Raw genomic sequence first — 24235 nt, forward strand, 5'->3', positions numbered from 1 at the left:
ATGTCAGGAATGCGCGCCGATGGCCGATTTGTTGTCCTGCTGCTTCGACCAGGAGACATAGTAGGCGACGGCGGTCATCGCTGCGATACCGGCGATGCTGACCGCGACCTGCCTTGTCAGCGAGTAGGGGCCGGTGATCAGGATCAGGTGAGCAGCGAAGGAGAGGAACACGCCTGCGCAGAACACGGCCAGCCATTCCTCGCCGCATTTGATCACCGGCTGCAGGGCATAGGATCGCAGGTACTCGAAGTCGCGCGGCACCAACCACGTGAACAGGAAGGTCAGGGCTAGAAAATGCAGGATGCGGTGCGGCGCGACTTCCTCCTGATCGTTCTGCAGGAGCACATCGCTAAATTCGCTCGGCATCATCTGCGCGAGTGCCGGGATCTCGCTGCTCGAGACGATCGTCAGCGCAAACAGCAGATACAGCAGCGCGGTGGCGCGCAGCGCGGGGGCGGCCTGCATCGCGCGGATCGTCGGCGCGTAGCGCGTGCCGATGAGTGCAACCCAGCCACCCATCACGAACAACAATTGCCAGCAGAACGGATTGAGATACCAGGCTCCATACGTCGATGACGTCAGGTTCCAGTCGAGGACACGGGCGGTTGCGTAGAGGGCCACGGATCCGAGAAGCGTCGCGTTCGGGACATACAGCAGCCCGAAGACGACGATCGGATGGAAGGCCATCAGCGCGATGGTGAGTTGCAGCACGTCGAGATTGAGCGGCTTGGCCTGCAGGAACAAGCCGTAGATCAGCGTTCGGATCGGGTGATCGATAAAGCCGGTGATGTTGAATTCGCTGATGATCTCGGGCGCCGCGGTTCGTGCGGCGACATAGCTGATCAACTCGACATAGATCACGAACAGCACGATATAGGCAGCGTAGAGCTGCCATACGCGCTTGAAGATGCGGGTTGCGGCCACCACGAAGCCGCGCTCGAGCGCCATCCTGGCGTAGAACAGCGTCACGGCGTAGCCGCCGGTGAAGACAAACAGGTCGGTCGCGCCGCTGAAGCCGAAATTGCGCATGGTGAGTGCGCTGACGACGTTGTGCGGAACGTGGTCGAGGAACAGAAACCAGTTTGCAATGCCAAGCAGCAGCGCGATCCTGAGATCGCCATCGGCTCGCGCGATCTCGGGATTTAATGTCGAGGTCATCTGAAGCTGAAATCTGCTGGCCCGAGAAAGCGAAACGGCAATCTAAAGGGAACCCGTGCCCGGTCCGAATAGACTCTGCGTGAACCTATCTAATCCGTTTCGGGTTCCGGCCAAGTGGTCGGTTCAAGAAAGTTCACGTTTTCGCAATTGCCAATCGAGCGGCCTCAGACCGGCTCGTGCTTGCGCAGGTCGCGGGCGTGATCCAGCGCATTGGCTTGCAGGTCCGCGCCGGTTGGGGGGATGCCCGGCAGGGCGGCCTCCGCAAGGATGTCGTGGGTGACATCCTCGACCGAGCGTTCGGCAATCTCGTGGATGAAGCTGATGTTTGTGTATTCCCGCGACGCGACCCGGGAAACGATCTCGCGCCGTGTCAGTTCGGGATCGACGATCGCCTCGCGGCCGCGGCGGCCATAGTCGATCATCACGACAAAATACTGCATTTGCCAGGAAGTTCGATGCGTTGACTTGCACCGACCACTATTTCCGATAATCGGAATATTGTCAAGGAAAAATGCCGATAATCGGAATTCAGGCGGGGGCGCTGACCGATTCGGCGGCGAGGCGCCCGAATCGATCAGCCCGGTCCCGAAACGGCGCCTATTTCTCGGATGATCGGCCGCCCTTGGAGGCCGATTTGCGGCCCTTGGCCGCTGTCTTGCCGCGCAGCCTCTCGATTTGGCCACGGGGAAGGGTGACGCAAATTTCGCCGATCCATTCGAGCTTCACGCCGTTGATCGGCTTGGCATTGAAGCTCTTGAGGTTGACGGTGCCGGACGAGCTGCCGCGTTCGATTGTCTTCAGATAGCGTTCGCCGCTCTTCAGCCGGACCGCGGCTTCCTCTCCGTAGAAGCTCGACAGCGGATAGCGCTGTTCGCGGTATACCACGATGACGTCACCGTTCTCGTATTTGGGCAGCATCGAATCGCCCGAAACCTCGAAAGCGACGGTCTCCTCCGTCATCGGGAACGGAAGCTCGATTTCGCCGAGCCCCTCCGGCGGGACCTGCTCCAGCTCCGGCTGGATCGAGGCGCCGGCGCCGACCCGGCCCACGATCGGCACCGAGTTCAACTCCAGATATTCCATGATCGGGGCGATCTCCGATGCCTTGATCAGGCGTATTCCGGACAGGATTTCGGACACCGCCCCGGCCCGAACCCCCATTGCGCGGGCAAGCCCGCCTTTGCTCTTCCCGGTCTTTTCCAGTGCTCGTTCGATCAGTGCAGCGTCCAGCATGTTTCATCCTCTCCAAGCCTGGACATATTAATAGCGTTACGATTATCAGAATTCAAGCTTGACTTTTTCTTCGGAATATCGGAAGGTATCTACGGCGCCGGTGAACTGACAGAAATGGGAATCTGGAATGGAAATGATGAACTGGCTGCCCGAGCACTCGGCAGCCTTGGAGGACCTGCGCGCCCGCGGCTTGTCCTATTCGGAAATCGCTGACAGGATCAACACATCCTTCAATACCGCCTACACACGCAATGCGGCCCTCAGCCGGGCGCAGCGCATGGGGTTGGCGGGCCTCGATCGGCCGGAACCGTCCCTGCCGGGGCGCCTCGACCCACCCAAGCCGTCCTCGCCGGAACTTCCGGGGATCGGTCGGCCGCGCGAAGGACGGGCCGAACCGAAGCCCGATCCGGTTCGCTGGCCGAAGATGTGCGCCGAAACGGTGGAGATACCTCCGCTTCGTTGCGCTGCGGTCGCGCCTCGGCATCTTTCACTGCTCGATCTCAAACCGGGCGATTGCCGCTATCCCTACGGCGGGGATGCCGACGGCGAGGTCATGACCTTCTGCGGTCATCCAAGCCGCTCGGGCTCGAGTTACTGCACCCCGCATCTTGACCTGAGTCGCGATCCCGACGCCTCGGCGAGGCCTGTCCTGAACGATGCGTGGCTTCGAGCCGTCGGCGCCATCTGAGGCGATCTTCTCCCGACCGGCAGGACCTCGGTCCGCAATCCGCAAACTGCAACCGCGCGGAACACGCTGCGCGCTCATCATCAGATATCAGGAGCCACCAATGTCGCGCGCAAAACGCCGGAAACCATACGATCCCGCCGGAACGCATGATCGACGCTCGACCGATCTGCCCTTTAATGCCGAAGTGGCGACCGTCGAGGTCGACGATCCGCTTGCGCTCGAGCAAGGTGATAAGGTCGTTGCGTTTCGCTCGATACGCAACGATCCGCTCGGCCGGTTGCATGCGCACCGACAGATCGACGACGCGCAGTATCGGAGCGGTCGGGCTTTCCAGAACGACTGGGAGAAGGCCGAGCGTGGCCCGCGTGCCGTGGATACCACGCGTGAATACGTTGATGGCGGTCAGCAACGTGAGCCGATCACAGAAGGCCAGCGCCAGGCGGCCTTGCGTTTGAACCGCGCCGAGCATGAACTTGGCGCCGACGGATCGGCGTTGGTGCACGACGTCCTTATCCTCGGCATGACCATGGAGCAGGTTGGGCAGCGGCGCGGGCTGCGCACGCAGCGCTGGCACGACTATTTCGCGCGGCGTCTCAAGGAATGCCTGGATCGGCTGGCGTTGATGTACGGGCTTGCAACGGCGAACAAGGTTCCCGCAAAGGGCCAATAATGCTGGTGTAAGGCGATGCGCTCACGCGCCGGTTGTCGCGCAGGTGGCCGGTACGTCACATTGCAAGACTGTACTTTGCCCCACACCCAATCCTTGTCTGTGATCGCGATGTGCCCCACCATGTTGTGTAGAAGATGGTCGACAGTGGCGCGGTCTCTCATGTAACTTCGCTCGCATCGATGACCTTCCCGCATTCGGGCGGAATATGATTGCCTCTTCTGCGGGAATGTTCCGGTACGACCATAAGGGAGTTCACAGCTTCTACGCCCGACTACATCTCACCCAGCATCGCGAACATCACGAGCAACGTGGGTCGGTGCCGGCGCGGAGTCCGATCAAACCACCCAAGGAGGAACGACCGATGAATCACACTGGAAACTGCTTTTGCGGTGCCGTCGAACTCAAGGTCACGGGGGAGCCCGAGGCGATGGGCTACTGCCACTGTCGTTCATGCCGCTCCTGGTCCGGCGGTCCGGTGAATGCGTTCAGCCTCTGGAAGCCCGGGGCGGTCGAGGTCACCAAGGGCGCCGATCATATCGCGACATTCGAGAAGACCGCGATGAGCCAGCGCAAATATTGCAGCAAGTGTGGCGGTCACCTGATGACCAACCACCCAACGCTTGGGCTCGTCGACGTGTTCACGGCGACGATTCCGACGCTGAAATTCAACCCCGGCGTTCACGTCAATTATTCCGAGGCGGTGTTGCCGATCCGCGATGGTCTGCCCAAGTTGAAGGATTTTCCCGCCGAGTTTGGCGGCTCGGGCGAGGTGATCGCTGAATAGCGCGACGGTCGTTCTCAACGACGAAAGCGGGGGCGACGGAACGTCGCCACCCGCCGATATCTCGTCATTCCATCGGCCGGACTCCCCGCCATATTCGCTGACCGGCAATTTCCTCGACATTGAACTGGCGGCTTGTCGGTGCCCCTGCGCCGCAGGGATCGTCTTGGCCGACCGCAGCCATGTCAGACGAAGGTCCCGCCTTGCAAAATCCGGGTTTGGTCTTGGTGATAGGCTTCCGCTAAAAGGCTAGCGGTGTCGGCCTTGGTAGCGGCCATCGTATTTCGCCTGACAAAAATGAATAGAGGAAGCGTCAGATCATGACCAGACCAGAACTGCCTGGGCGCACGCCGCGCGGGGAAGGGGTTCCGACGGCGCTCGACGGCCTGCTGGTTGTCGACTTCACCCGCGTCGTTGCAGGCCCGGCCTGCACGCAAACCCTGGCCGACTTCGGTGCCGAGGTCATCAAGATCGAGAATCCGGATGGCGGTGACGACACGCGCGCTTACGAGCATGCCGAAATCGGCGGCGAAAGTGCCGCATATCTCAGCCTCAATCGCAACAAGCGCGGCATCGCGCTCGATTTCAACAATCCGGCCGCACTCGACGTCGCGCGCGCGTTGATTGCCAAGGCCGACGTCGTGGTGGAGAATTTCTCCGGCGGCGTGATGAAGAAATTCGGTCTCGATTATGCGTCGGTGGCGTCGACCAATCCGCGGCTGGTCTATTGCTCGATCTCCGCCTACGGCCGCAAAGGCGATTTCGCGCTACGTCCAGGTTTTGACCCGATCACGCAGGCCGAAAGCGGCTTCATGTCGCTCAATGGCTTTCCGGATGGCGAGCCGGTGCGCACCGGTCCGCCGATCGTCGACATGGCAACGGGCATGTCGGCCTGCAACGCCATCCTGCTGGCGTTGATTGCGCGCGAGCGGCTCGGTCGCGGCCAGCAGGTCGAGGTCGCCTTGATCGACACCGCGGTGTCGATGACCGGTTTCTACGGCATGGCCTATCTGATCAACGGCAACAACCCCGGTCGTTTCGGCAACTCCCCGAACGGTTCGCCGACCGTCGGCGTTTACCGGGCATCCGATGGTCCGCTTTACATGGCTTGTGCCAATGACCGGCTCTATCGCCGGCTGGTCACCGACGTCCTGGAGCGCCCGGATCTCGTTACCGATCCCGAATTTGCCCACCGGAAGAACCGGACGGCCAACAAGGAGAAGTTGCGCGCCATCATCGCCAGCGTGTTTGCAAGCGACACGATCGAGCATTGGATGGCAAAGATGAAGAAGGCCAACATTCCGGTTGGCTATCTCCGCACGGTCGAGGAGGGGTTCAATGCACCCGAGGTGCGCGACCGTCACCGACTGAGCAAGATCGCGCATCCAACCGCCGGTTCGATTCCGAACATCGAGCAGCCGATCGGTATGAGCCTGACGCCGACCGTCGATCCAGTTGCCGCGCCATTGCTCGGTCAGCACACGCACGATGTGTTGGCGAAGACGCTTGGCTATGACGACCGCCGCATTGCTGCATTGGCGGAGGCGGGTGCGTTCGGCAAGGCAGGAAACACCGGTTAGCCACGCTGCCGGCCTGCACCGAAGATCGGATGCTCGCACAGCAACTCAGCCATAGGCGAGAGGAACACCTCTCGCCTTACCGGTGCGTCGTTCAGACGTCACGGGCCCCGGAGCGCGCCGGCGGCCTTCCAGCCGGAATTGGTCGGTTTCGGGACCTCAGTTCGGCTTGCTGCGCAAGTTGTTCCTTGGCATACTTTCAACCTCCTCGGGCTCCGCTCGATCAATTTCGAGGCGCGCCATCCGGAGTATGAGGGTTGCCGTGGTCAGGCCGAGGCGTTCGGCCTCTTGTGCTGCGGTGTCGACCTTCTGGGCCAAGCCTTCACGTTTACCTGGGTATGCCATTCGTAATCCTCACTTAAGGTGCGAGATGAAAAATCCCACATATGTTGCAGAGCTGCAGAAGAGGCTCGGAGCTCCATCGAGCGAAACACTGGAAAGCCTGCGACTGCTGAAGGCCTTCCTTCGACTTGCGCCCGACCAGCGTTCCGAGGTCGTCGAACTGGTCGAACGTTTGGCGGTTGAACCGCCGGGCGATCCTTCACTGTCCTGAGGTGCTCGCAATCTCTCCTGTGGGTGAGTGGTTCAATAGTTTGGCGGGCGGCTGTATCGCGATCACGTAGATTGCGCCGCCCTCCAACGCCTCGGATTGATGCCGGGTGCCGGCAGGCAGCAGGATGGTGTCGCCGGCACCGACCACCCGCTCGCCGCCATCCCAGATGAAGTTCAGCCGGCCGCTGATGATCATCAGGATCTCATCGACCGGATGGGTATGGAAATGATGCACCTTGCCGGCTGCATCATGCTGCAGCTCGACCGAGCCCTGTGCCGGAAGCAGGTTCAGGATCTCCGGATCGATGGCAAATTCGGTCTTCGTGCCTGCGATGATCTGGGTCATGCTGCCTGTTCCTTGTTTGCGATCGGCGGCGTCTTGTTCTGCGCGAGCTTGGCGAAGGGACAGCCGGTGCTCGCGTTGTTGTCGTCGTGCAGGAAGTACTGCAGGTATTCGCGGCCGTCGCTCGCGCCGTAACGGCCGAGGAGCGGAGAGGGGCTTGCGCTGTCGTACGGGATCAAGCGCTTTCGCACCTCGGCGAACGCGGCGGTCGCCGCCTTTTCGGTCCCGAGGATTTTCTCGAACACCCAGCGCGGCTGGAAGGTGAGCATGAAGGCGCTGGACCGCCGGCTCTGGCGCATCACATGTGCAGGCGTCGTGCAGACGACGAAGATCGGCTCACCCGCAAACGAGAACTCCCACATCGGGTGATCGATCTGCTCGGGAATCTCTGATGGCCATGGATTCTTGTCCAGTCGCGCGAGCTGGTCGAGCGTCAGCCACATCTTGCGATAATAGGCGTCGAGCGTCTGCACCGGGCGGGGCCGCGTGAACACGATCAACGAGGTGTTGGGACCGAACGAGCGCGCCTGCGAGACATATTGTCCGAGCTGTTCGCCGAGCACCGCGACATCATACGGATCGAGGAAGAGGTAGCGGAGCTGATCCTGGCGATGTCCGGTCACCCCGAACACGCAAGGGAACGGCCTCGCCTCGCTGCTCATCTGGGCTTCAAACTCAGAGAACATCACGCTCTGCCAACTGCTGACCGGAAAGCTTGACGCGACTTCGCCTTTTCTCAAGAACAAGCGCTCCATAACACCCCCTACACTCATAACGACACTAACGAGCTATCAACTTGCTTCTCATCACGAGCGGCCCGGCAATACCCGGCAACGACATGAGAAGCAGAATGACGATCAAGGCGCTGTAGCCGCCGTCACCGATTGCGGCCGTGTTGTGCACGGCGTCGGTTCCGGAGGCGTGGCTCGCCGCAAGCATCGCGAATCCGATGATGGGCTGCGCGACGCCGGCGAAAATCCCGGCAGCAGTGGTGTTGACTGAGGCGCCGACGCCGATCAGGTCGGCGGTGTAGAGCTTCTTGACGCATTTCAGCACCAGCGGGACGGTGCCGCCGGCGACGAGGCCCAGGACCGCGAACACGACGGTGACATAGGCGAGACCGAAGGTTTGGGCCATCGGCGGCAGCAGCATCGCGATCAGCAACATGCGCAACGCGCAAATGCCGATCAGCGCGCGGTCGAGCGCGGCCGCAGCACGATCGGCGACATGACCCAGGAAGATCGAGCCGAGCGCATTGCCGATCATGAAGGCGAGCAGCGGTGTGCCGGCCGCCGTCGGCGAGATGTGGAAGAAGTGGGCGACCATCGGAATGCCCCAAACGCCCGATAGCGTCGTCACCACCGCGAAGTGTGACGCAAACGTCATTGCGCAACCCCAGTTCGCGACATGGGTCAGCGCTTGCCGCGCAGCCAGCACGACGCCCTTCAGCGTTTTGTTGCTGTGCGAGGCCGGATCGGGCTTGAGCGCGAGCTTGGCGAAGGCGAGGTTGGCAAGCCCGATGCAGGCGATGAACAGGAAGCAGGCCCGCCACCCGAACCCCGAGACGGCGGCGGCAAGCGGCGTGGTCGCAATCACGCCTCCGACATAGCCGGATACCTGCGAGATGCCCGACATCATGCCGAACCGCTCGTCGGCGAAGCTCTGCGCCACCAGCTTCAAGAGTGCGGTGAAGACCAGCGCATCGCCGCAGGCGACGATCAGGCGCGCGGCAAAGACGTCGAGCAAGTTCGGCGCCAGCGCGAATGCGGCGCTGCCGAGCGAGGAGGCCATCATGCTGACGAGGACGACGCGCTTGACGCCGTAGCGATCGACCAGAAGTCCGGCCGGAATCTGCATCAGCGTGTAGCCCCAGAAATAGCTCGAGGCCAGCATCGCAACACCGGCAGCATCGGTGTTGAAGTCGTGCATGAAGCTGAGACTTACCGACTGTGGCGACACGCGCTGCAGGAAGGCGATGGCGTAGGCGATTGCCACCGCCGTCCAGGCGAGGTAGGCGCGATCGGTGAAGCGCGACGCCGGGGCGTAAACCGCTTGTTGTCCGAGCATCGACATCACACCCTCGCGTAACCGACCGAGAACAGGGCATCCGCTGAATTCGGAATCTTGCGCGACATCGCGGCATCGACCAGCGACGCGGTGCCACGATAGGCCTGCCGATGGTGTTTAATGTGGCCGTAAGCGCCACGCATGATCATGTCGGGCAGTTCGAGCGGCTTGCCTGGATAGAGTGAGGTGCACATCTCGACACAGGCGGCCTGCAACGCAGGATCCTGCGCATCATCGAGCAATGATGGGGACACTTTTGCGCAAATCTTAGCGTTCGCTGCCCAGACGATCGGATTGCGGGTACGCCAGCCGTAGAGCACGTTGCCGTCGGCTCGTTCGGCAGCACCCGAACATTTCAGGACTTCCGATGTGAAGAAGCCGTAGAAGCCGCGGCCCTGGTGCGCCGGGAGCACTTCCGTGCCGCTTCGATAGATTCCAAGTCCGGCCGACATCTGCAGGACGCGGTAGACCGAGAAGGCCACGAGGCCGGAGCCGTCATAAACGAGGATCAGGCTGTACTTCTTGTCGAAGGGCGAGGAGGTTGCGGTCCAATGCGGCTCGGTGGCCTGCCAGTTGACGGCAATGATGGCGTTCATGGCGTCCATCACCGGCTGACGGTCGCAGGCTTCGATCCGGGAGGCGTCGGCTAGACTGTAGACCGCGTAGTCCGTCCAAGGCGATCTGATCGCCTCATATCCGCTGCCCAGATGTCGAGACATGGCAGAACTCCAGAATTCCATCGCGAGCTATACAGGGGAGCCTCCAATGGCTTAAAGGACAATATGCCCTCGAAAACTGCCAAACCGCCCCGGCCCGAGGCGCGCGACAGGAAAGCCGCGCGGCGGATCGCGATGGTCGCCTTTCCTGGCGTCACCTTGCTCGACATCTCGGGGCCGGCGCAGGTGTTCGCAGAATTGGAGGCGATCGAGCTACCCGGGCCGGACTACGCGCTGTCCTACCTGTCGGCCTCGGGAGGCCTGGTGCCGACCGACGTCGGCATGATGATCGACACGGCGCCGATCGCCAGCCTTGCGCCCGCCGAGGTCGACACGCTGGTGATCCCCGGCGGGCCAGGCATCTGGAAGATCCGCAACGACGCCGAGTTGATGAATTGGATCGCGGAGGCGCTGCCGAAGGCGCGCCGGATCGCGTCGGTCTGTCTCGGTGCCTTTGCCCTGGCCTGGACCGGAATCCTGGACGGCAAGCGTGCTGCAACGCACTGGCGCTATTGTCCCCGTTTGCAGGACAGCTTCCCCAACATCCGAGTCGAGCCCAACGCGATCTTCGTCAAGGACGGACATGTCTGGTCGTCGGCAGGGGTCAGCGCCGGCATCGATCTGGCGCTCGCCATGATCGAGGAGGATTTCGGCCACACCATCGCGCTCGATGTCGCGCGCAGGCTTGTGGTGTTTCTCAAACGGCCCGGCGGTCAGAGCCAGTTTTCGACCGTCCTTGCGGCCCAGGCATCGGACGTCGAGGGACGCTTCAGCGCGCTACACGCCTGGATCATCGAGAACATCACTGATGACCTCAAGGTCGAGACCCTCGCGGAAAAGGCAGGGATGACGCCACGAACTTTTGCACGGACCTATGTCAGCCGCACCGGCATGACTCCGGCAAGCGGCGTCGAGGCGCTGCGTGTGGAGACTGCGCGCTTGCTGCTCGAAAGCCGCCAGATCGGCGGCGTCGTCGAGGTCGCCAAGCGTGCGGGGTTTGGCGACGACGAGCGCATGCGGAGGGCCTTCCTGCGCCACCTCGGTGTGTCGCCGACTGAGTACCGAAACCGGTTCTCGGGCAGCTAGCTCGCCTCATGCGAGCTCGGTTCGGATGCGGGCGCTTCGCGTCGCAAGCGGATCTACCCCACAAGCGAATAGCTGGCCTTCGCTAGCCGGATTCGTCGCTCAGGTGGTAGCTTTTCCGGTTTGTCTGCGGCTATTGTGCCGGCCAAATCGGGAGAAGAAACACCATGAATGACGGGACCCCCATTCGACAGGCGCGCAATGTCGAGCTCGGCGCCAGCGGCGAGGAATTCCAGAACCTGCACGAATTCGCGCAGAAGGCTCGCGCCAGGCTGAACCAGAACGCCTGGGACTACATCGTTGGCGCCTCCGAAACCGAGACCACGATGCGCCGGAACAGAATGGCGCTCGACGAGATCGCGTTCCGGCCACGCGTGCTTCGCAACGTCATCAATGTCGATCCCTCCATCGAAGTCTTCCGCCGCAAGCTCCGCCTTCCCGTGATGATCGCCCCGGTCGGCGCGCTTGAGATCTTCGATCCGGATGCCGGCGCGGCCGTCGCGCGCGGTGTAGGAACGTTCGGCGCGGCGCACATGCTGAGCTCGGTGTCGGAGCCCGGGCTCGAGAACACCGCCAAGGCGGCGCCTGACGCCTTGCGCATCTTCCAACTCTATGTGCGCGGCGACGATGCGTTCGTCGAGGATGTGGTCAGCCGCACCATCGACAATGGCTACGCCGCGTTCTGTCTCACCGTGGACACCGCCCATTACAGCCGGCGCGAGCGCGACATCGCCAAGCGCTATGTCCGCGAAAGCCGCATCCGCGCCACCGGCGGCGATTTCCAGAAAGGCCTGGAATGGCGGACGGTGAAGTTGATCAAGGACAAGTTCAAGATCCCGCTGATCCTCAAGGGGATCGCCACCGCCGAAGACGCAAGGATCGCCGTCGACCACGGAGTCGACTGGATCTACGTCTCGAATCATGGCGGGCGGCAGCTCGACCACGGCCGCGGGTCCATGCATGTGCTGCCCGAGATCGTTCAGGCCGTCGCCGGCCGTGCCAAGATCATGGTCGATGGCTCGATCTGCCGCGGCACCGACATCGTGAAGGCCATCGTTTCGGGCGCGGACCTGGTCGGGATCGGCCGATTGCAGTGCTGGGCGCTGGCCGCAGCCGGCGAGGCAGGCATCGTTCGGATGCTTGAATTGCTGGAGGACGAGGTGATCCGCTGCCTTGGGCTGCTCGGCGTCACCAGCTTCGCCGAACTGGACAAGACCTATCTGCATCCGGCGATGCCGACCAATCCGCCGAGCGTGTTCAGCGCATTCCCACTGCTCGATATCGAGCCCTACCGCTACTGACCGATGCGAGAGGCGTGACGCGATCGGAGGCGGGTCTGCGGTGCCGAACGACTGAGCGCCGGCGGCTTAGCGCGCGTTCAGGAAGCTTTCGCCGGCATTGCAGGGCGTGCACTGATAGGTCAGGACGTCGTAGACTTGGTCGCGCGGCTCGATCAGGGCGAGCCGCATTTGTGTGCCGCACTTCATGCACGGCATCTCGATGCTGGTCTTGAATCGGGTGCAGGTCGGTGTCGGACGAACGGCGCGCGGCATCGGATCCCCTTATTCCCCAAGAGACGCGAACGCGACCAACAACGAGGCCGAATCACTATGCCACAGTGCCGACATGATTGGAATCGGCCGCCGCCCCGGTCCGGCCTCCGCTAGGTAATTTTTCCTCGATACGGGCGCTGACGCCGGCACGATCTATGCTAACGTCGGCGGACGCTTATTTCAGGGGACGCGATCATGATTGAGCCGAAGCTGGAAGTTCCCGCGGAGTTGCGCGATCTCGCGGAAAAGACAATCGACCAGGCCGAGCAGGCGTTCAGCCTGTTCTTTGATGCCGCGAGCAAGTCGATGACGGCGATGCCGGGCACGGGCACCGAGATTTCCAAACAGGCCCTGTCGTTCACCGAACAGAACATGAAGGCGGCCTTCGAGCATGCGCGCAAACTCGTGCATGCGACCGATCTGCAGGAGGCGATGCGGATCCAGTCGGAGTTCCTGCGCAGCCAGTTCACCAATGCCGGTGAACATATGCGCCAGATCAGCGGAAGCGTGCTGTCCGCAACCAAGGACGCGGCCAAAGGCAAGTTCTAGGACAGGCCTAGCGCCGGCGCGCCACGGCGACGCCGAGCAGGAACGCGACGAACAGGCTCGCGAGTGGCGCTTCGCGCGTGACCGCACTGACCGTGGCGAGGGCTCCGCCAGGCCGGCGCGAGGTCGCGATTGCGTCGCTGAGGCGATCTGCCGCCGCTCGAAGTCCGTCCGACACTTCCGTGATGGTGCGCGAAACGTCCGTCGCAGTGTCGATCGCGCGCTCACCGAGCGTGGGCTGAAGTGGGGACTCGGGCGTTTCGGTGCTCATGTGGCGTGCTGCTGTTTGATTCGGGGGCAGGTGACTGCGTCTTCGGCCTCTGTGCACTCGCATGTCCTGAATGGCCGGTGACGGCCACATATCGTGGAAATTCAGCAGGTATGGATTGGTTCCATCGGCATGCGTCGCTTTCTCATCTGGGAACCGGAAACTTGCGCGCAGGTCGCGGTTTGTCTCCATGGAGGAGACGATGATGACATTGCATGCGCATGGCATGGCGGATGGCCGTTCCGGGCACCGAAGCCGGCACGGCGGCGCGCCGCTGCTGGTCGCGGCCGTGGTTGCGATTCTCGGCGTGTTGGGCATGCTGATCGTCGACCACGGTCCGTGGAACAAGCCGAAGGTGCAGCCGGCCGCCTCCGCGAACTACTCAACGACCGGCGAGGCAGCACGCGCTGCTGGTGCAAGGGTGATGCCGACCGAACCAAGGGCGCCGATTGAGCCTGCTCCGCTTGGTCCCAAGCCCGCTCAACCAGCCAACCCGATCCCTGCGCAATAATGCGCGGCATCGACGCAGCCGGCGTAAGGTGCCCCGATTGACTCATCGGGCAATCAGCGGCGAAATCATCGCCGATGATCAGCGGACGCTGACGAGCATGCCCCACGCCGCGGCGAATCCCGCACCGACGAGAACCAGTACCGGGCTGTCGCAGAAGACTCCGCCGTACTGGCACATCGTGGTACCGAGCGAACCGATCTGATGATGGCCCGCGGCATAGAACAGGCCGGACAGGACGGCGAGCACGGCAGCAACGAAATACATCGACGCTTCCTCCTTGCAATCGAACTGCGGCGCCGGTCGATCGACGCGAGCCAAAACTGTCCTGATGTCGATCCAAATTGTAAGCTGCTTTGTCCCCTTGACGCGTCGGGCAACTCAGCGGCACACTGACATCATCGCAACGAGCATAAGGCGATCGGCGCCGGCTCGTATTGCGATTCCCGGATCAAACTCAGACTTTCGATCAAGGCGGTTTCTCACCGTCGAAGCTGACGCATCACATTTTACCGATCGCATTCAGCCCGCAAAAAGGGTTTGACACGTCGGGCAACTCAGGGGCATAATCCGAAAATCAGAAATTGTTGAGCCCGCGCGGAGCAATCCGCGGCGGGCTTTTTGTTTGCCGTTTCACCAATCGGACGGCGGCCGCACCGCCACGACGCCACATCCTCCCAGCCCGTCGTCTGAGCGTCGCAAGCGTGCCGCCGTCCGAACCCAATTGAAACGAACAACGAATTGGCCGGTGCGCGCGAACGCGCCGGTCCTGCGGCGCGGCGCAAGCCGGCGCCGCCCGCGGCCCCGTTCGTCAGGGATAAGGTTCGCGCCCCAAAGATCGCCGCCCGTCGCGCGATCTGCCGCACATTTCATTCCATGGCCGCATCACGCGCCGACGGCCAATCAACGAGGGTTGCATGACCGCCTATCTGATATCGCTCGCGCTCGTGAGCCTGATCGCCATTGCATTGTTGGAGGCGGCATGAGCGCCGAGATTATCAAGTTCATTCCGCGCCCACGCCGGGATCGCGAGCAGACAGACTTTCCGACGATTGCATTCCGCTCGGCACTGCCCGGCCCCGAGCCGTACCACGCGGACACGGCGCCGAGCGAATATCTGCCGTCCGATTGGCAGGAGAAGTAAGGTGGCGAAGACGATTACACAAATGCGCGCGGATTTTCAACACCTCCGGCGCTGGCGACGCAGCGTCGAGCAGGCGCAGAGCTATACCTTCGAAGCGGTCATTACCGTGATCGCTACTGGCTTTCTCGGCGCGGTTTGGCTGGGCATCAAGGCCACGCTCGGAAAGTAACGCGCCTCGGCACCGCGTTCGAGGACAGACGTCCATGTCGTGGATCTGGGCGCCTTAGCTGACAACACGACTCTCGAGGTGTGGTAATGTATCGGATACGTGAGGTTGATCCGCATGACGATGAGATCGCGGACTCGCTTGCCGAGCTTCATCAGCTGATTTTCTGCGACGGGACGCGGGTGCCTGACGTCGAGCAGGGATATTGGTGGATCGCATTCCGCGGAGCCAGTCCGATCGCATTCGCGGGCGTGGTACCTTCGACCCATGTCACAACTGCCGGATATCTGTGCCGGGTTGGCGTCGCGATGCCGCACTGCGGTCATGGTCTACAAGTGCGGCTTACACGCGCATTGGAAGCGCGAGGGCGGCGGGCCGGCTGGAAAACGATCGTCTCGGACACGACTGACAACTGTATCTCGGCCAACAACTTTATCAGGCTGAGGTATCGGCTCTTTGAGCCCATCGCGCCGTGGGCGTGGCAGCACTCGCTATATTGGCGGAAGGAGCTTGTCTAGACTCGCTGGGGTGGGACGAATGAATGCAATATGCGACGACGCTGAGCGCCTGGTGGCCAATAGGCCACCGGGCGCTTTTGCGTTCCTGGCCCGCAAACCGCACGCTCCGGCGAGCAGCCGTTGCGGGATGTAGCCTTGATCTCTGGTGATCGATCGATAAACTAAGCTGCACAGCTCGGTCGCACGCGCGAAACGTCCTGGAGATCGTACGAAGGAAGAGACCATGGTGGAGGTTGGCCGCGGGCTCGACACGAAGGTGCCGCCAGGCTTGGACGTGGACCGCTATGCAGTCATGGTCGCGCGGGCCACGGCGCTTGCTCCGGTGTTGCGTGAGCGGGCGCAGCGAACTGAAGAGTTGCGCCGCTTGCCGCCGGAGACCGAACGGGAGCTGCAGGATAGTGGTCTTTTCCGGATCCTGCAGCCCGCGCGCGTCGGAGGCAGCGAACTCGACTATGTTGCCCTCGTCGATTGCGCCGATGCTCTGGGGCAGGGTGATGCCTCTGTCGCCTGGAACTTTGCCAATCTTGCGAGTCATCACTGGATGCTGGGGATGTTCGCGCCCGAGGCGCAGACGGCGGTGTGGGGCGAAAATCCAGATGCGCTGATCGCGTCTTCCTTTGTCTTCCCGGCGGGCCGCGCCAGGAAGACAACTGGCGGATACGTGCTGACTGGCCATTGGCCGTTCTCGTCCGGGGTGGAAGCCTGCGGATGGAACATGCTTGCGAGCGTGGTTGCCTCGGACGATGAGGCCGATGGTGTCGAGTATCGGCTATTCCTGTTGAATCGACGGGACTACAGCATTGATGATACCTGGAATGCGGCTGGCCTGCGCGGAACTGGGTCGAACGATGTGCGGGTGACAGATGCATTCGTTCCTGAGCACATGACAGTTGCCGTCAGCGATCTTGCCGGAGGTGCGACGCCAGGCAGCGTCGTCAATCCGAATGCGCTTTACAAGCTTCCAGTCTTTTCGTTGTTTCCCTATGTGTTGTCCGGAGTCGGACTGGGAAACTCCCAGGCTTGCCTTGACGATTATGTCGAGATCGCGCGACACCGCGCCTCGACATACAACCGGGCCAAGATCGGGGACCTGCAGAGCACACAGATCAAGATCGCCGAGGCGTCGGCGAAGATAGATGCCGCGCGGCTTATCATGCGTGCGAACTGCGTTGAGGTGCTTGCGCAAGTCCGGCGCGGCGATATCCCGGGTATTGCACAAAAGACGAAGCTCCGGCGCGATGGTGCGTTCACGGTCAATCTGTGTACCGAAGCGGTGTCGCTTCTGTTTGCCGCGAGCGGGGCACGCAGCCTGTTCACCTCGGGGGCGTTGCAGCGTCAATTCCGCGACGCGCATGCGGTAAACGCTCATCTCGCCTTCAATTTTGATGCGGCGGGCACCAATTATGGGCGGGTGGCTCTCGGGCTGCCGTCTGAAAACCTGACGCTCTGAGGCTTGCTGGATGTCTGACTCACCCAAACATCCAACGGATCCGGCCAATGAGCTTGCAACCGACAGTTCGACGATCGATCCGCGGGACTTCCGCAATGCGCTCGGTACGTTTGCGACCGGTGTGACGATCGTCACCGCGATGTCTGCCGAAGGACGGCCGTACGGTATCACATGCAATTCATTCGCATCGGTGTCGCTCAACCCGCCGCTCGTGCTGTGGAGCCTGGGCACGTTCTCGCAGGGGCTGCCGATCTTCCAGAATGCCACTCATTTCACGGTCAACGTGCTTGACGTGTCCCAGCAGGCGCTGGCGACGCAGTTTGCCCGATCGTCCGGTGACAAGTTTGCAGGAGTGAGCTGGACAGCAGGTCTCGGGAACGCTCCCGTGCTGGCCGACGTGGTTGCAAATTTTCAATGCCGTGCGGCCAATCGCTACTATGGTGGCGATCACGTTATTTTCCTGGGAGCGGTCGAAGCATACGCGTATAACCGGAACAATCCGCTGCTGTTCGCGCACGGAGGTTTTGGCCGGTTCCTGGCTGACGATGGTAACAAGTCATCATGAATCGAAAGACGCCGGCCAAGCGAGTTCAAGCCAAGCAGAGGCGACTATCAGCCGACGATCGCCGCAGCGAATTCGTCGCCAAGGCAACCGAGCTCTTTGCGGAGGAGGGATTTGGCGGCGGCACGCGTACGCTCGCTCGCAAGCTCGGTGTGACGCAGCCGCTGCTTTACCGATACTTTCCAAGTAAGGACGATCTCATCAAGGAGGTTTACCGCAAGGTATATCTTGAACCGCTTGAAATCGGCTGGGAAAAATTACTGTCGGATCGCTCGCGACCGCTCCGCGTGCGGCTGCAGGAATTCTACGAGATCTATACGGACGCGATCTTCAACCGCAAGTGGCTGAGAATCTATCTCTACTCGGGCCTGAAGGGCCTGGATATCAATCGGTGGTATGTTGGCATGGTCAAGGACAAGATCCTGACACGTATCCTCAGGGAATGCCGTCACGAGGCCGGCCTTGCGATACAAAGTAAGCCCAGCGCCGCCGAGCTGGAGCTGGCCTGGGTGTTCCACGGCGGCATCTTCTACTATGGCGTACGCAAGTACATCTACGAGGCGCCTGTCCTGGAGGATAAGGCGCAGATGATCAGTGATGCGCTGGATATCTTCCTCGCGGGATTTGAGAGGATGGCGGAAGTCGCAACCGACCGTCGACGGGCGCCGATCAAGGTCGTCGGCTGAACCGCTCTACGTCGTCGCCATCTGGCTCCGATACCAATCGCCGATCTCGCTTGCGGTCATCAGCGCTACGGCGTCGTGACCGACCACGTAATCGAGCAAGGCTTCAAGGTACTTGATTCGATGTGGCACCCCGGTGATGTAGGGATGCACCGATATTGCCATGATCCGCGCGTTATCTGCGCCTTCGAGATACAGCCGATCGAACTGATCGGTGCAGCGCGTCAGGAACTGCTCCGACGGAAGATGCTGTAGCGCGTGAATGACGATGTCATTGGTCTCAACGGAATATGGAATCGTCGTTACGATTCCGTGCGGCGTGGCGATGTCCTGCGGCAGATCGTCGATCACCCAGTCCGCCACGTATTCGATCCCGTTGAGACGCAGGAGATCGAGCGTCTCTTCGGTCTCGGTCAAGCCCGGGCTTTCCCATGATCGCGGTGGCTTGCCGGTGAATTCAGCAATGGTGTCGACCGCGCGCTTGATTGCATCCGCCTGGTTGTCCAGCTTGTGCATCGGGCCCTGGACAAATCCATGACCCATGAATTCGAACCCGGCCTCGAGCGCAGCCGACGCCACGCGCGGATAGCTGTTGCAGACGTTGGCATTCGCAGCGAGCGTCACCGGTACCTTTCGATCGGTGAATGCCTTGAATTGGCGCCAGAAGCCGGCGCGCATACCGTATTCATGCCAGGACCAATTCGGCACGTCAGGCAGCAGGGGCTGGCCCATCGGCGGGCTGAGGACGGTGCGCGGCATCGCATTCCCAATCCGCCATTCTTCGACATTGAGGATGACCCAGACGGCAAGCTTCTTGCCGCCAGGCAATGTCAGTTTCGGCCGATCGACCTGTGCCTGGTACGGAATGCGATCAGTAAAGGCCATGTCGAAACTCCCTGGATCACGCTGCTGATCCGGCGCCTGCGGCATTAATGCGTGGCAGGACCTTCTCGGCCATCAGGATCATTGATTGACGGCCAAGCTCTCGATCCTTCCAGTCCTTGCCGGCATAGAGCAGAGTTCCGAAGGGGCCGGTTTCCTCCTGGAACGCGAGTAGTTGATCGGTTACGCTTTCGGGCGTGCCGTAGATGATTAGCTTGTCGCAGATCGACTCCAGCGTAACCTCGGCATCTGGTTGGTCGCGCCGTGTCTTGAACAGCTCGAGCCGCCCGCTCCGTTTCAGTTTCGTGAACAGCTGATGATAATAGTAGACATAGGGACTGTCTGATGACGTGGCGTAGGCCTTCGCCGTTGCAGCGTCCTTTGCCACGAACACGCTCTTGGCGACGCGCCAATTGGCGGTGTCCGCGGCCCGCTCCACACGCTCGCACCCCTCGACATATTTGGGCCAGTGGCTCTTCACCCAGGCGGGCATCAGGAAGTTTGCCGAGATCGGATCCCAGCCGCGTGCCGCGGCTTCCGTGACGCCCTTTGAGAACGGCGCAACCGCGGTCACCACGATCGGCGGGTGCGGGGTCTGCAGCGGGCGAGCCACCATGCCCTGGCCGATGTCGTCGATCAGCGTCTTCTTGACCGAGAGATTCCAGTACTTGCCTTGCAAATCATAGGGCGGCTTGCCGGCCCAGATATCGAGAACCTGATTGATGGCCTCGAGGAACATTGCATTGCGGTCGGCATCGAGATTGCCGAAGATCTCCGCGTCTGACAGCAATCCGCCGGGACTTATGCCAAATATGAAACGGCCATCGAGCATGTGATCGAGCATGGCGACGGATGCGGCGACGGTTGCCGGATGGGTGTTCGGCATGTTGATGGTACCGGTTCCGAGCTTGATCTGTTTGGTCGCGGCCGCGAGCCAGGCGATGAAGGCGATGCTGGATGTGATGTTCTCGGCCTTGTCGGTGACATGCTCGCCGACATACGCCTCGGTGAATCCCAGTTCGTCGGCGAGCAGGAAGGCCTCACGATCCTCCCGGAGCGATTGCCGCCAATCTTTATCGAGAGGATGGATCGGCATCGTAAAGAACCCGAGCTTCATGATCCGCCTCCCTGCGTTGGACTTTAGTTGGCTAGGAACCTGCGTCCTTGCCGCTACGAAGACAAGTCCCCCCGAGCAAATAATCACTCGATAAACAAACTTGACCTTTGATCGGGGCCACCCTCTAATCGGGGAAACCAAAATTGGGCCCGGGAGGCCACGCTCACATGAAAGCTGCGGCTTTCGCCTACGTCCGCGCGACCAGCGTCGTGAATGCGCTGGAACTGCTTGCCGCGCATGGCGACAGGGCGAAGGTACTGTCGGGTGGCCAGAGCCTGATGCCGGCGATGAACCTGCGTCTTTTGTCTCCGGACGTCCTGGTCGATATTGGCGGGCTCGCCGAATTGCGCGGCATCGCCGTGAGGGGAGACCTGCTGGTCATTGGCGCGCTGACGCGGCATGTCGACCTCCTCAGGTCGCCTGAAATTGCGCTGCACGCGCCGCTGTTGCGGGATGCCGTCGCCCATGTCGCCCATCCCGCTATTCGCAATCGCGGAACGATCGGCGGTAGCCTCGCTCACGCCGATCCTGCATCGGAGCTGCCGGCATGTGTCGTGGCCCTTGACGCCACGATCGTCATTCGTGGCCCGGCCGGCGAGCACCGGATCGCGGCAACCCGGTTTTTCAAGGGAATCTACGAAACTGCGCTGTCCCCTGATGAGTTGCTGGTCGCGATCGAGGTGCCGGTCGCACAGGGCTCGACATTCTTCTTTCAGGAGTACGCCCGTCGGCATGGTGACTATGCCGTCGTCGGTCTCGCCGCTCGGGCTGTTGTTGCAGCTGGCAGGTTCCTGGATCTTCGGCTCGGCTTCTTTGCGGTGGGCGATCGACCTCTGCTCGCAGCGGTCGCCGGCAGGCTGATCAACGTATCGGTAACGCCCGACTTGCTCGCGGAAGTGACGGCAGCGCTGACCGATGAACTCGACCCGCAGGAGGATCAAGCAGCGAGCCCTGCCATGCGCCGACATCTCGCCACGGTGCTGCTCCGGCGCTGTGTGGCGGCGTTGCTTGCGCGCCCCGAACTGGGGGCGACCAAGTGAGCGCTCCGGTACCGGTATGGCTTCGGGTCAATGGCGAACCGACCGACGCCTTCGTCCTGCCGCGGCTCAATCTTGCGGATTTCCTTCGCGAAAATCTCAAGCTGACCGGAACTCACGTCGGTTGCGAGCACGGTGTGTGTGGAGCCTGCACGGTCCGGGTCGACGGCGAGATCGTTCGCTCCTGCCTGATGCTGGCGGTCCAGGCGCAGGGCGCGTCAGTCGAGACGATCGAGGGGCTGTCCGACAGCGGCGAAATCGCCGATCTTCAGGCGGCCTTTCGCGCGCGCAATGCTTTGCAGTGCGGTTACTGCACGCCCGGGATGCTGATGACAGCGCAGGACCTGCTGAAGCATACGCTCATGCCCGATCGCCAAGCGATCCGCGAGCACCTATCCGGCAATTATTGCCGCTGCACCGGCTATCAGGCCATTGTGGACGCAGTGGAGGCGACAGCCAGGGCGCGCGCGGAGCGGTCCGCATGACGGTGACCCCTGCGCCAGCAGAGACGCTTTCGGTGCTCGATCGCCCGAACTCCTACATCGGCAAGACGGTGCCACGGCCGAACCTCGACCGGCTGCTGCAAGGGCGCGGCCAATATGTCAGCGACCTGGAATTACCGCGGATGGCGCACGTGGTTTTCCTGCGGTCGCCCCATGCCCATGCTAGGATCGTGGCGATCGATGCCGATGCAGCGAGGCGTATGCCCGGCGTCATTTCCATCGTCTCGGGGCGTGAGCTCGAAGCCGTCATCACGCCGTGGGTCGGCGTGCTCTCGCATCTGAAGGGATTGAAATCGGCACCGCAACACGCGATCGCGGTCGATCGGGTCTGCTGGCAGGGGGAGGCTGTTGCGGCGATCGTGGCAAGCAGCCGCGCGGCGGCTGAAGATGCCATGGAGCATATCTCCATCGACTACGAGGAGCTCGAGGCGGTCACGGACATGCGCACTGCGCTCGATCCGGCAACTGCTGTCATTCATCCCTCGCTCGGCGACAATCTTGCCTTCGAGCGAACGCTCGATGCCGGCGATGTTGACCATGCGTTGTCGGCTTCCGAGGTGGTAGAGGCCGACTTCATCTTCGGGCGCCACACCGGCGTGACGCTTGAACCGCGGGCGGTGGTTGCCGACTGGAATGCGGCCGAGGCGCGGCTCACGATCTATCAGGGTACGCAGGCGCCCCACATGGTGCAGAACATCGCGGCGCTGCATCTCGGATTGAGGGAAGCGCAGGTCAGGGTGGTCTGCAAGGATGTCGGCGGCTCGTTCGGCATCAAGGTCCACATTTACGCCGACGAAATGGCGACCTACGCACTGTCCAAGCTGCTGCGGCGGCCGATCAAATTCGTGGCCGACCGCGTCGAGAGCTTCAGTACGGATATTCACGCTCGCGATCACCGATGCCGAGGGCGGATCGGCATCAGGCCAGATGGCATCATCACCGCCTTCGAGATCGACGACCTGACGGGAATCGGGCCCTATTCGATGTACCCGCGCACCAGCGCCATTGAGGCCAACCAGGTGGTCAACCTTGTCGGCGGGCCCTATGTCACACCGAACTATCGGGCGCGGGCGCGGGTCGTCTTCCAGAATAAGAACGTGATGTGCCAGTACCGGGCGGTCGGGCACCCGATTGCCTGTTCGGTCACCGAAGGCCTAGTCGACCTTGCCGCAGCCAAGATCGGCATGGACCCCGTTGAGATCCGCCGGCGCAATTTGATCCCAGACGATGCCTATCCCTGTGCATCGCCCTCCGGCATGAACTTCGAGCAGCTTTCGCATCACGCCTCGCTGGCCAAGCTGCTGCAGATGATGGATTACCACGCGTTGCGTGCCGAGCAAGCGGAATTGCGCGCCCGGAACGTGCATCGCGGCATCGGAATTGCCAGCTTCATCGAGGTGACCAATCCCAGTGCTGCCTTTTATGGCGTCGGCGGCGCGAAAATCTCGTCGCAGGATGGTGTCGCGGTGCGGCTCGACGCGCAGGGATCGGTGATCTGCCAAACCAGCATCACCGAACAGGGGCAAGGGTCGGAATCGCTGACCGCCCAGATCGTGGGCAGTGTGCTTGGTGTCTCGATGGACCGGGTCCGCGTGACCCTGGGCGACACCGACAATACACCCTATGGCGGCGGCACCTGGGCATCGCGCGGCGCCGGCATCGGCGGCGAAGCCGCGTTGCAGGCAGCCAAGGGTCTGCGCCGGAATATTCTCGATGTCGCGGCAGCCATCCTGCAATCGATGCCGGCCGGGCTCGATATCGTCAACAACAGCATCGTCAACGCCGACGACGGCACGCCACGCATGGAGCTGAACGAGCTGGCGCGGATCGTGTATTTCCGGCCGGACACCCTTCCGCCCGGCATCCAGCCCGAATTGATGGCGACCCGGCATTTCGTTCCGCGCCAGTATCCCTTTGCGTTCACCAACGGCGTGCAGGCCTCATGGCTCGAGGTCGATACCGAGACCGGGTTCGTGACGCTGCTCAGGCACTGGGTTGTCGAAGACTGCGGCACCATCATCAACCCGCAACTGGTCGACGAGCAGATCCGGGGCGGTGTGGTGCAGGGGCTCGGTGCGGCGCTGTTCGAGAAGTGCATCTATGACGAACGCGGTCAGCTGACCAACGCCAACATGGCGGACTATTTGGTCCCGATGTCCGGTGAGATGCCCGATATAGAGATCGGTCACGTGGTGTCTCCCACGCAGGAAACCGAGCTGGGCGCCAAGGGGGCGGGCGAGGCGGGCACGGCCGGCGCCGCAGCTGCGGTTGCCAACGCGGTCAACGACGCGCTGCGGCCGTTCGGCGCAACAATTACCGAGATTCCGCTGACGCCTCAGGTTATCCTGACGGCCTTGGGACGAATCTGAGGTGGAGACGTTCTGGGCAAAGACAATACGCTAAGCAAAACAAAGACAGGTCTTGGGGAGG

General features: G+C 62.0%; 30 protein-coding genes and 1 pseudogene. 18 read left to right on the forward strand and 13 right to left on the reverse strand.

Annotated features, from left to right (window positions below):
• Window positions 1-3: 3 nt before the first annotated feature.
• The 3 genes from ACVIW0_RS11535 to ACVIW0_RS11545 form a co-directional block, all read right to left on the reverse strand.
• Window positions 4-1158, reverse strand: a complete 1155-nt coding sequence (locus ACVIW0_RS11535) for an OpgC domain-containing protein (protein WP_461352438.1) — start codon at window positions 1156-1158, stop codon at window positions 4-6.
• Between the two features lie 164 nt (window positions 1159-1322).
• The gene (locus tag ACVIW0_RS11540) at window positions 1323-1598 is read right to left on the reverse strand and encodes a hypothetical protein (RefSeq protein WP_461352439.1); all 276 of its coding nucleotides are present in this window, start codon (window positions 1596-1598) and stop codon (window positions 1323-1325) included.
• 157 nt (window positions 1599-1755) lie between these two features.
• Window positions 1756-2391 (reverse strand): LexA family transcriptional regulator, encoded by a 636-nt coding sequence (locus ACVIW0_RS11545; RefSeq protein WP_456753567.1) that lies wholly within the window; start codon window positions 2389-2391, stop codon window positions 1756-1758.
• Between the two features lie 127 nt (window positions 2392-2518).
• Between ACVIW0_RS11545 and ACVIW0_RS11550 the strand changes: the two genes are divergently transcribed.
• The 4 genes from ACVIW0_RS11550 (at window position 2519) to ACVIW0_RS11565 (ending at window position 6110) form a co-directional block, all read left to right on the forward strand.
• The gene (locus tag ACVIW0_RS11550) at window positions 2519-3079 is read left to right on the forward strand and encodes a GcrA family cell cycle regulator (protein ID WP_461352440.1); all 561 of its coding nucleotides are present in this window, start codon (window positions 2519-2521) and stop codon (window positions 3077-3079) included.
• Window positions 3080-3179: 100 nt separating this feature from the next.
• On the forward strand, window positions 3180-3749 hold the full coding sequence (locus ACVIW0_RS11555; RefSeq protein WP_461352441.1) for a DUF6456 domain-containing protein: 570 nt from the start codon (window positions 3180-3182) through the stop codon (window positions 3747-3749).
• Between the two features lie 361 nt (window positions 3750-4110).
• Window positions 4111-4533, forward strand: coding sequence for a GFA family protein (locus tag ACVIW0_RS11560; RefSeq protein ID WP_461352442.1), 423 nt, complete (start codon window positions 4111-4113; stop codon window positions 4531-4533).
• A 314-nt stretch (window positions 4534-4847) separates the two neighbouring features.
• Window positions 4848-6110 carry a CaiB/BaiF CoA transferase family protein gene (locus tag ACVIW0_RS11565; RefSeq protein WP_461357301.1) on the forward strand — a complete coding sequence of 421 codons (1263 nt, stop codon included), beginning with the start codon at window positions 4848-4850 and terminating at the stop codon, window positions 6108-6110.
• A gap of 156 nt (window positions 6111-6266) precedes the next feature.
• On the opposite strand, the gene ACVIW0_RS11570 is transcribed toward ACVIW0_RS11565, so the two are convergent.
• Window positions 6267-6452, reverse strand: coding sequence for a hypothetical protein (locus ACVIW0_RS11570; RefSeq protein WP_016847356.1), 186 nt, complete (start codon window positions 6450-6452; stop codon window positions 6267-6269).
• A 25-nt stretch (window positions 6453-6477) separates the two neighbouring features.
• On the opposite strand from ACVIW0_RS11570, the gene ACVIW0_RS11575 reads away from it, so the two are divergent.
• Window positions 6478-6660 (forward strand): hypothetical protein, encoded by a 183-nt coding sequence (locus ACVIW0_RS11575; protein WP_461352443.1) that lies wholly within the window; start codon window positions 6478-6480, stop codon window positions 6658-6660.
• Here ACVIW0_RS11575 and ACVIW0_RS11580 read toward each other — a convergent pair.
• The 4 genes from ACVIW0_RS11580 to ACVIW0_RS11595 form a co-directional block, all read right to left on the reverse strand.
• On the reverse strand, window positions 6649-7005 hold the full coding sequence (locus ACVIW0_RS11580) for a cupin domain-containing protein (RefSeq protein WP_461352444.1): 357 nt from the start codon (window positions 7003-7005) through the stop codon (window positions 6649-6651). The genes ACVIW0_RS11575 and ACVIW0_RS11580 overlap by 12 nt on opposite strands.
• Window positions 7002-7688: a YqcI/YcgG family protein gene (locus ACVIW0_RS11585; protein WP_461352445.1), complete on the reverse strand. Its 687-nt coding sequence runs from the start codon at window positions 7686-7688 to the stop codon at window positions 7002-7004. Before ACVIW0_RS11585 ends, ACVIW0_RS11580 begins: the two co-directional genes overlap by 4 nt.
• Before the next feature lie 94 nt (window positions 7689-7782).
• Window positions 7783-9075 carry an MFS transporter gene (locus ACVIW0_RS11590; RefSeq protein ID WP_461352446.1) on the reverse strand — a complete coding sequence of 431 codons (1293 nt, stop codon included), beginning with the start codon at window positions 9073-9075 and terminating at the stop codon, window positions 7783-7785.
• A complete protein-coding gene (locus tag ACVIW0_RS11595) occupies window positions 9075-9788 on the reverse strand; it encodes a hypothetical protein (protein WP_461352447.1) in 714 nt (237 codons plus the stop codon). Before ACVIW0_RS11595 ends, ACVIW0_RS11590 begins: the two co-directional genes overlap by 1 nt.
• 63 nt (window positions 9789-9851) lie before the next feature.
• On the opposite strand from ACVIW0_RS11595, the gene ACVIW0_RS11600 reads away from it, so the two are divergent.
• A complete protein-coding gene (locus tag ACVIW0_RS11600) occupies window positions 9852-10871 on the forward strand; it encodes a GlxA family transcriptional regulator (protein ID WP_461352448.1) in 1020 nt (339 codons plus the stop codon).
• A gap of 164 nt (window positions 10872-11035) precedes the next feature.
• Window positions 11036-12169 (forward strand): alpha-hydroxy acid oxidase, encoded by a 1134-nt coding sequence (locus tag ACVIW0_RS11605; protein ID WP_461352449.1) that lies wholly within the window; start codon window positions 11036-11038, stop codon window positions 12167-12169.
• A 66-nt stretch (window positions 12170-12235) separates the two neighbouring features.
• Here the strand turns inward: ACVIW0_RS11605 and ACVIW0_RS11610 are convergent, their stop codons facing one another.
• Entirely contained in the window at window positions 12236-12421 is a 186-nt protein-coding gene (locus tag ACVIW0_RS11610) for a hypothetical protein (protein ID WP_461352450.1), read from the reverse strand.
• Between the two features lie 195 nt (window positions 12422-12616).
• Here ACVIW0_RS11610 and ACVIW0_RS11615 point away from each other — a divergent pair, with 195 nt between their 5' ends.
• Window positions 12617-12970: a phasin gene (locus ACVIW0_RS11615; protein WP_461352451.1), complete on the forward strand. Its 354-nt coding sequence runs from the start codon at window positions 12617-12619 to the stop codon at window positions 12968-12970.
• A 7-nt stretch (window positions 12971-12977) separates the two neighbouring features.
• Here the strand turns inward: ACVIW0_RS11615 and ACVIW0_RS11620 are convergent, their stop codons facing one another.
• A complete protein-coding gene (locus ACVIW0_RS11620; RefSeq protein ID WP_212015922.1) occupies window positions 12978-13238 on the reverse strand; it encodes a hypothetical protein in 261 nt (86 codons plus the stop codon).
• A gap of 223 nt (window positions 13239-13461) precedes the next feature.
• On the opposite strand from ACVIW0_RS11620, the gene ACVIW0_RS11625 reads away from it, so the two are divergent.
• Window positions 13462-13746, forward strand: coding sequence for a hypothetical protein (locus ACVIW0_RS11625; protein WP_461357302.1), 285 nt, complete (start codon window positions 13462-13464; stop codon window positions 13744-13746).
• Between the two features lie 78 nt (window positions 13747-13824).
• Here the strand turns inward: ACVIW0_RS11625 and ACVIW0_RS11630 are convergent, their stop codons facing one another.
• Window positions 13825-14010, reverse strand: coding sequence for a hypothetical protein (locus ACVIW0_RS11630; protein WP_461352452.1), 186 nt, complete (start codon window positions 14008-14010; stop codon window positions 13825-13827).
• A 715-nt stretch (window positions 14011-14725) separates the two neighbouring features.
• On the opposite strand from ACVIW0_RS11630, the gene ACVIW0_RS11635 reads away from it, so the two are divergent.
• The 6 genes and pseudogenes from ACVIW0_RS11635 (at window position 14726) to ACVIW0_RS11660 (ending at window position 18269) form a co-directional block, all read left to right on the forward strand.
• Entirely contained in the window at window positions 14726-14887 is a 162-nt protein-coding gene (locus ACVIW0_RS11635; RefSeq protein WP_461352453.1) for a hypothetical protein, read from the forward strand.
• A gap of 19 nt (window positions 14888-14906) precedes the next feature.
• A pseudogene (locus tag ACVIW0_RS11640) lies at window positions 14907-15056 on the forward strand (PBSX family phage terminase large subunit); the annotation flags it as partial.
• A gap of 86 nt (window positions 15057-15142) precedes the next feature.
• Window positions 15143-15571, forward strand: coding sequence for a GNAT family N-acetyltransferase (locus ACVIW0_RS11645; RefSeq protein ID WP_461352454.1), 429 nt, complete (start codon window positions 15143-15145; stop codon window positions 15569-15571).
• A 223-nt stretch (window positions 15572-15794) separates the two neighbouring features.
• Window positions 15795-17021 (forward strand): acyl-CoA dehydrogenase family protein, encoded by a 1227-nt coding sequence (locus ACVIW0_RS11650; RefSeq protein WP_461352455.1) that lies wholly within the window; start codon window positions 15795-15797, stop codon window positions 17019-17021.
• Window positions 17022-17031: 10 nt separating this feature from the next.
• On the forward strand, window positions 17032-17586 hold the full coding sequence (locus tag ACVIW0_RS11655; RefSeq protein ID WP_461352456.1) for a flavin reductase family protein: 555 nt from the start codon (window positions 17032-17034) through the stop codon (window positions 17584-17586).
• Entirely contained in the window at window positions 17583-18269 is a 687-nt protein-coding gene (locus ACVIW0_RS11660) for a TetR/AcrR family transcriptional regulator (RefSeq protein WP_461352457.1), read from the forward strand. The genes ACVIW0_RS11655 and ACVIW0_RS11660 overlap by 4 nt, the downstream gene beginning before the upstream one ends.
• A 6-nt stretch (window positions 18270-18275) precedes the next feature.
• Here ACVIW0_RS11660 and ACVIW0_RS11665 read toward each other — a convergent pair whose 3' ends face one another.
• Both ACVIW0_RS11665 and ACVIW0_RS11670 read right to left on the reverse strand, forming a co-directional pair.
• The gene (locus ACVIW0_RS11665) at window positions 18276-19151 is read right to left on the reverse strand and encodes a polysaccharide deacetylase family protein (RefSeq protein ID WP_461357303.1); all 876 of its coding nucleotides are present in this window, start codon (window positions 19149-19151) and stop codon (window positions 18276-18278) included.
• A 16-nt stretch (window positions 19152-19167) separates the two neighbouring features.
• Window positions 19168-20265 (reverse strand): LLM class flavin-dependent oxidoreductase, encoded by a 1098-nt coding sequence (locus tag ACVIW0_RS11670; protein ID WP_461352458.1) that lies wholly within the window; start codon window positions 20263-20265, stop codon window positions 19168-19170.
• A 167-nt stretch (window positions 20266-20432) separates the two neighbouring features.
• On the opposite strand from ACVIW0_RS11670, the gene ACVIW0_RS11675 reads away from it, so the two are divergent.
• Genes ACVIW0_RS11675 through ACVIW0_RS11685 form a run of 3 tightly spaced genes read left to right on the forward strand, consistent with a single transcriptional unit; the run spans window position 20433 to window position 24174 of the window.
• The gene (locus ACVIW0_RS11675) at window positions 20433-21305 is read left to right on the forward strand and encodes an FAD binding domain-containing protein (RefSeq protein ID WP_461352459.1); all 873 of its coding nucleotides are present in this window, start codon (window positions 20433-20435) and stop codon (window positions 21303-21305) included.
• Window positions 21302-21787 carry a (2Fe-2S)-binding protein gene (locus tag ACVIW0_RS11680; protein WP_461352460.1) on the forward strand — a complete coding sequence of 162 codons (486 nt, stop codon included), beginning with the start codon at window positions 21302-21304 and terminating at the stop codon, window positions 21785-21787. The genes ACVIW0_RS11675 and ACVIW0_RS11680 overlap by 4 nt, the downstream gene beginning before the upstream one ends.
• Window positions 21784-24174: a xanthine dehydrogenase family protein molybdopterin-binding subunit gene (locus ACVIW0_RS11685; protein WP_461352461.1), complete on the forward strand. Its 2391-nt coding sequence runs from the start codon at window positions 21784-21786 to the stop codon at window positions 24172-24174. Before ACVIW0_RS11680 ends, ACVIW0_RS11685 begins: the two co-directional genes overlap by 4 nt.
• Window positions 24175-24235 lie beyond the last annotated feature (61 nt).

Source organism: Bradyrhizobium sp. USDA 4454, assembly GCF_054822705.1.

Coding starts and splice junctions, on each gene's coding strand:
- ACVIW0_RS11625 (WP_461357302.1), top strand. CDS start 13,462: ATGGCGGATGGCCGTTCCGGGCACCGAAGCCGGCACGGCGGCGCGCCG.
- ACVIW0_RS11535 (WP_461352438.1), bottom strand. CDS start 1,158: ATGACCTCGACATTAAATCCCGAGATCGCGCGAGCCGATGGCGATCTC.
- ACVIW0_RS11570 (WP_016847356.1), bottom strand. CDS start 6,452: ATGGCATACCCAGGTAAACGTGAAGGCTTGGCCCAGAAGGTCGACACC.
- ACVIW0_RS11590 (WP_461352446.1), bottom strand. CDS start 9,075: ATGTCGATGCTCGGACAACAAGCGGTTTACGCCCCGGCGTCGCGCTTC.
- ACVIW0_RS11645 (WP_461352454.1), top strand. CDS start 15,143: ATGTATCGGATACGTGAGGTTGATCCGCATGACGATGAGATCGCGGAC.
- ACVIW0_RS11630 (WP_461352452.1), bottom strand. CDS start 14,010: ATGTATTTCGTTGCTGCCGTGCTCGCCGTCCTGTCCGGCCTGTTCTAT.
- ACVIW0_RS11650 (WP_461352455.1), top strand. CDS start 15,795: ATGGTGGAGGTTGGCCGCGGGCTCGACACGAAGGTGCCGCCAGGCTTG.
- ACVIW0_RS11580 (WP_461352444.1), bottom strand. CDS start 7,005: ATGACCCAGATCATCGCAGGCACGAAGACCGAATTTGCCATCGATCCG.
- ACVIW0_RS11575 (WP_461352443.1), top strand. CDS start 6,478: ATGAAAAATCCCACATATGTTGCAGAGCTGCAGAAGAGGCTCGGAGCT.
- ACVIW0_RS11610 (WP_461352450.1), bottom strand. CDS start 12,421: ATGCCGCGCGCCGTTCGTCCGACACCGACCTGCACCCGATTCAAGACC.
- ACVIW0_RS11620 (WP_212015922.1), bottom strand. CDS start 13,238: ATGAGCACCGAAACGCCCGAGTCCCCACTTCAGCCCACGCTCGGTGAG.
- ACVIW0_RS11550 (WP_461352440.1), top strand. CDS start 2,519: ATGGAAATGATGAACTGGCTGCCCGAGCACTCGGCAGCCTTGGAGGAC.
- ACVIW0_RS11595 (WP_461352447.1), bottom strand. CDS start 9,788: ATGTCTCGACATCTGGGCAGCGGATATGAGGCGATCAGATCGCCTTGG.
- ACVIW0_RS11675 (WP_461352459.1), top strand. CDS start 20,433: ATGAAAGCTGCGGCTTTCGCCTACGTCCGCGCGACCAGCGTCGTGAAT.
- ACVIW0_RS11665 (WP_461357303.1), bottom strand. CDS start 19,151: ATGGCCTTTACTGATCGCATTCCGTACCAGGCACAGGTCGATCGGCCG.
- ACVIW0_RS11655 (WP_461352456.1), top strand. CDS start 17,032: ATGTCTGACTCACCCAAACATCCAACGGATCCGGCCAATGAGCTTGCA.
- ACVIW0_RS11660 (WP_461352457.1), top strand. CDS start 17,583: ATGAATCGAAAGACGCCGGCCAAGCGAGTTCAAGCCAAGCAGAGGCGA.
- ACVIW0_RS11555 (WP_461352441.1), top strand. CDS start 3,180: ATGTCGCGCGCAAAACGCCGGAAACCATACGATCCCGCCGGAACGCAT.
- ACVIW0_RS11560 (WP_461352442.1), top strand. CDS start 4,111: ATGAATCACACTGGAAACTGCTTTTGCGGTGCCGTCGAACTCAAGGTC.
- ACVIW0_RS11545 (WP_456753567.1), bottom strand. CDS start 2,391: ATGCTGGACGCTGCACTGATCGAACGAGCACTGGAAAAGACCGGGAAG.
- ACVIW0_RS11685 (WP_461352461.1), top strand. CDS start 21,784: ATGACGGTGACCCCTGCGCCAGCAGAGACGCTTTCGGTGCTCGATCGC.
- ACVIW0_RS11540 (WP_461352439.1), bottom strand. CDS start 1,598: ATGCAGTATTTTGTCGTGATGATCGACTATGGCCGCCGCGGCCGCGAG.
- ACVIW0_RS11635 (WP_461352453.1), top strand. CDS start 14,726: ATGAGCGCCGAGATTATCAAGTTCATTCCGCGCCCACGCCGGGATCGC.
- ACVIW0_RS11615 (WP_461352451.1), top strand. CDS start 12,617: ATGATTGAGCCGAAGCTGGAAGTTCCCGCGGAGTTGCGCGATCTCGCG.
- ACVIW0_RS11585 (WP_461352445.1), bottom strand. CDS start 7,688: ATGTTCTCTGAGTTTGAAGCCCAGATGAGCAGCGAGGCGAGGCCGTTC.
- ACVIW0_RS11670 (WP_461352458.1), bottom strand. CDS start 20,265: ATGAAGCTCGGGTTCTTTACGATGCCGATCCATCCTCTCGATAAAGAT.
- ACVIW0_RS11600 (WP_461352448.1), top strand. CDS start 9,852: ATGCCCTCGAAAACTGCCAAACCGCCCCGGCCCGAGGCGCGCGACAGG.
- ACVIW0_RS11605 (WP_461352449.1), top strand. CDS start 11,036: ATGAATGACGGGACCCCCATTCGACAGGCGCGCAATGTCGAGCTCGGC.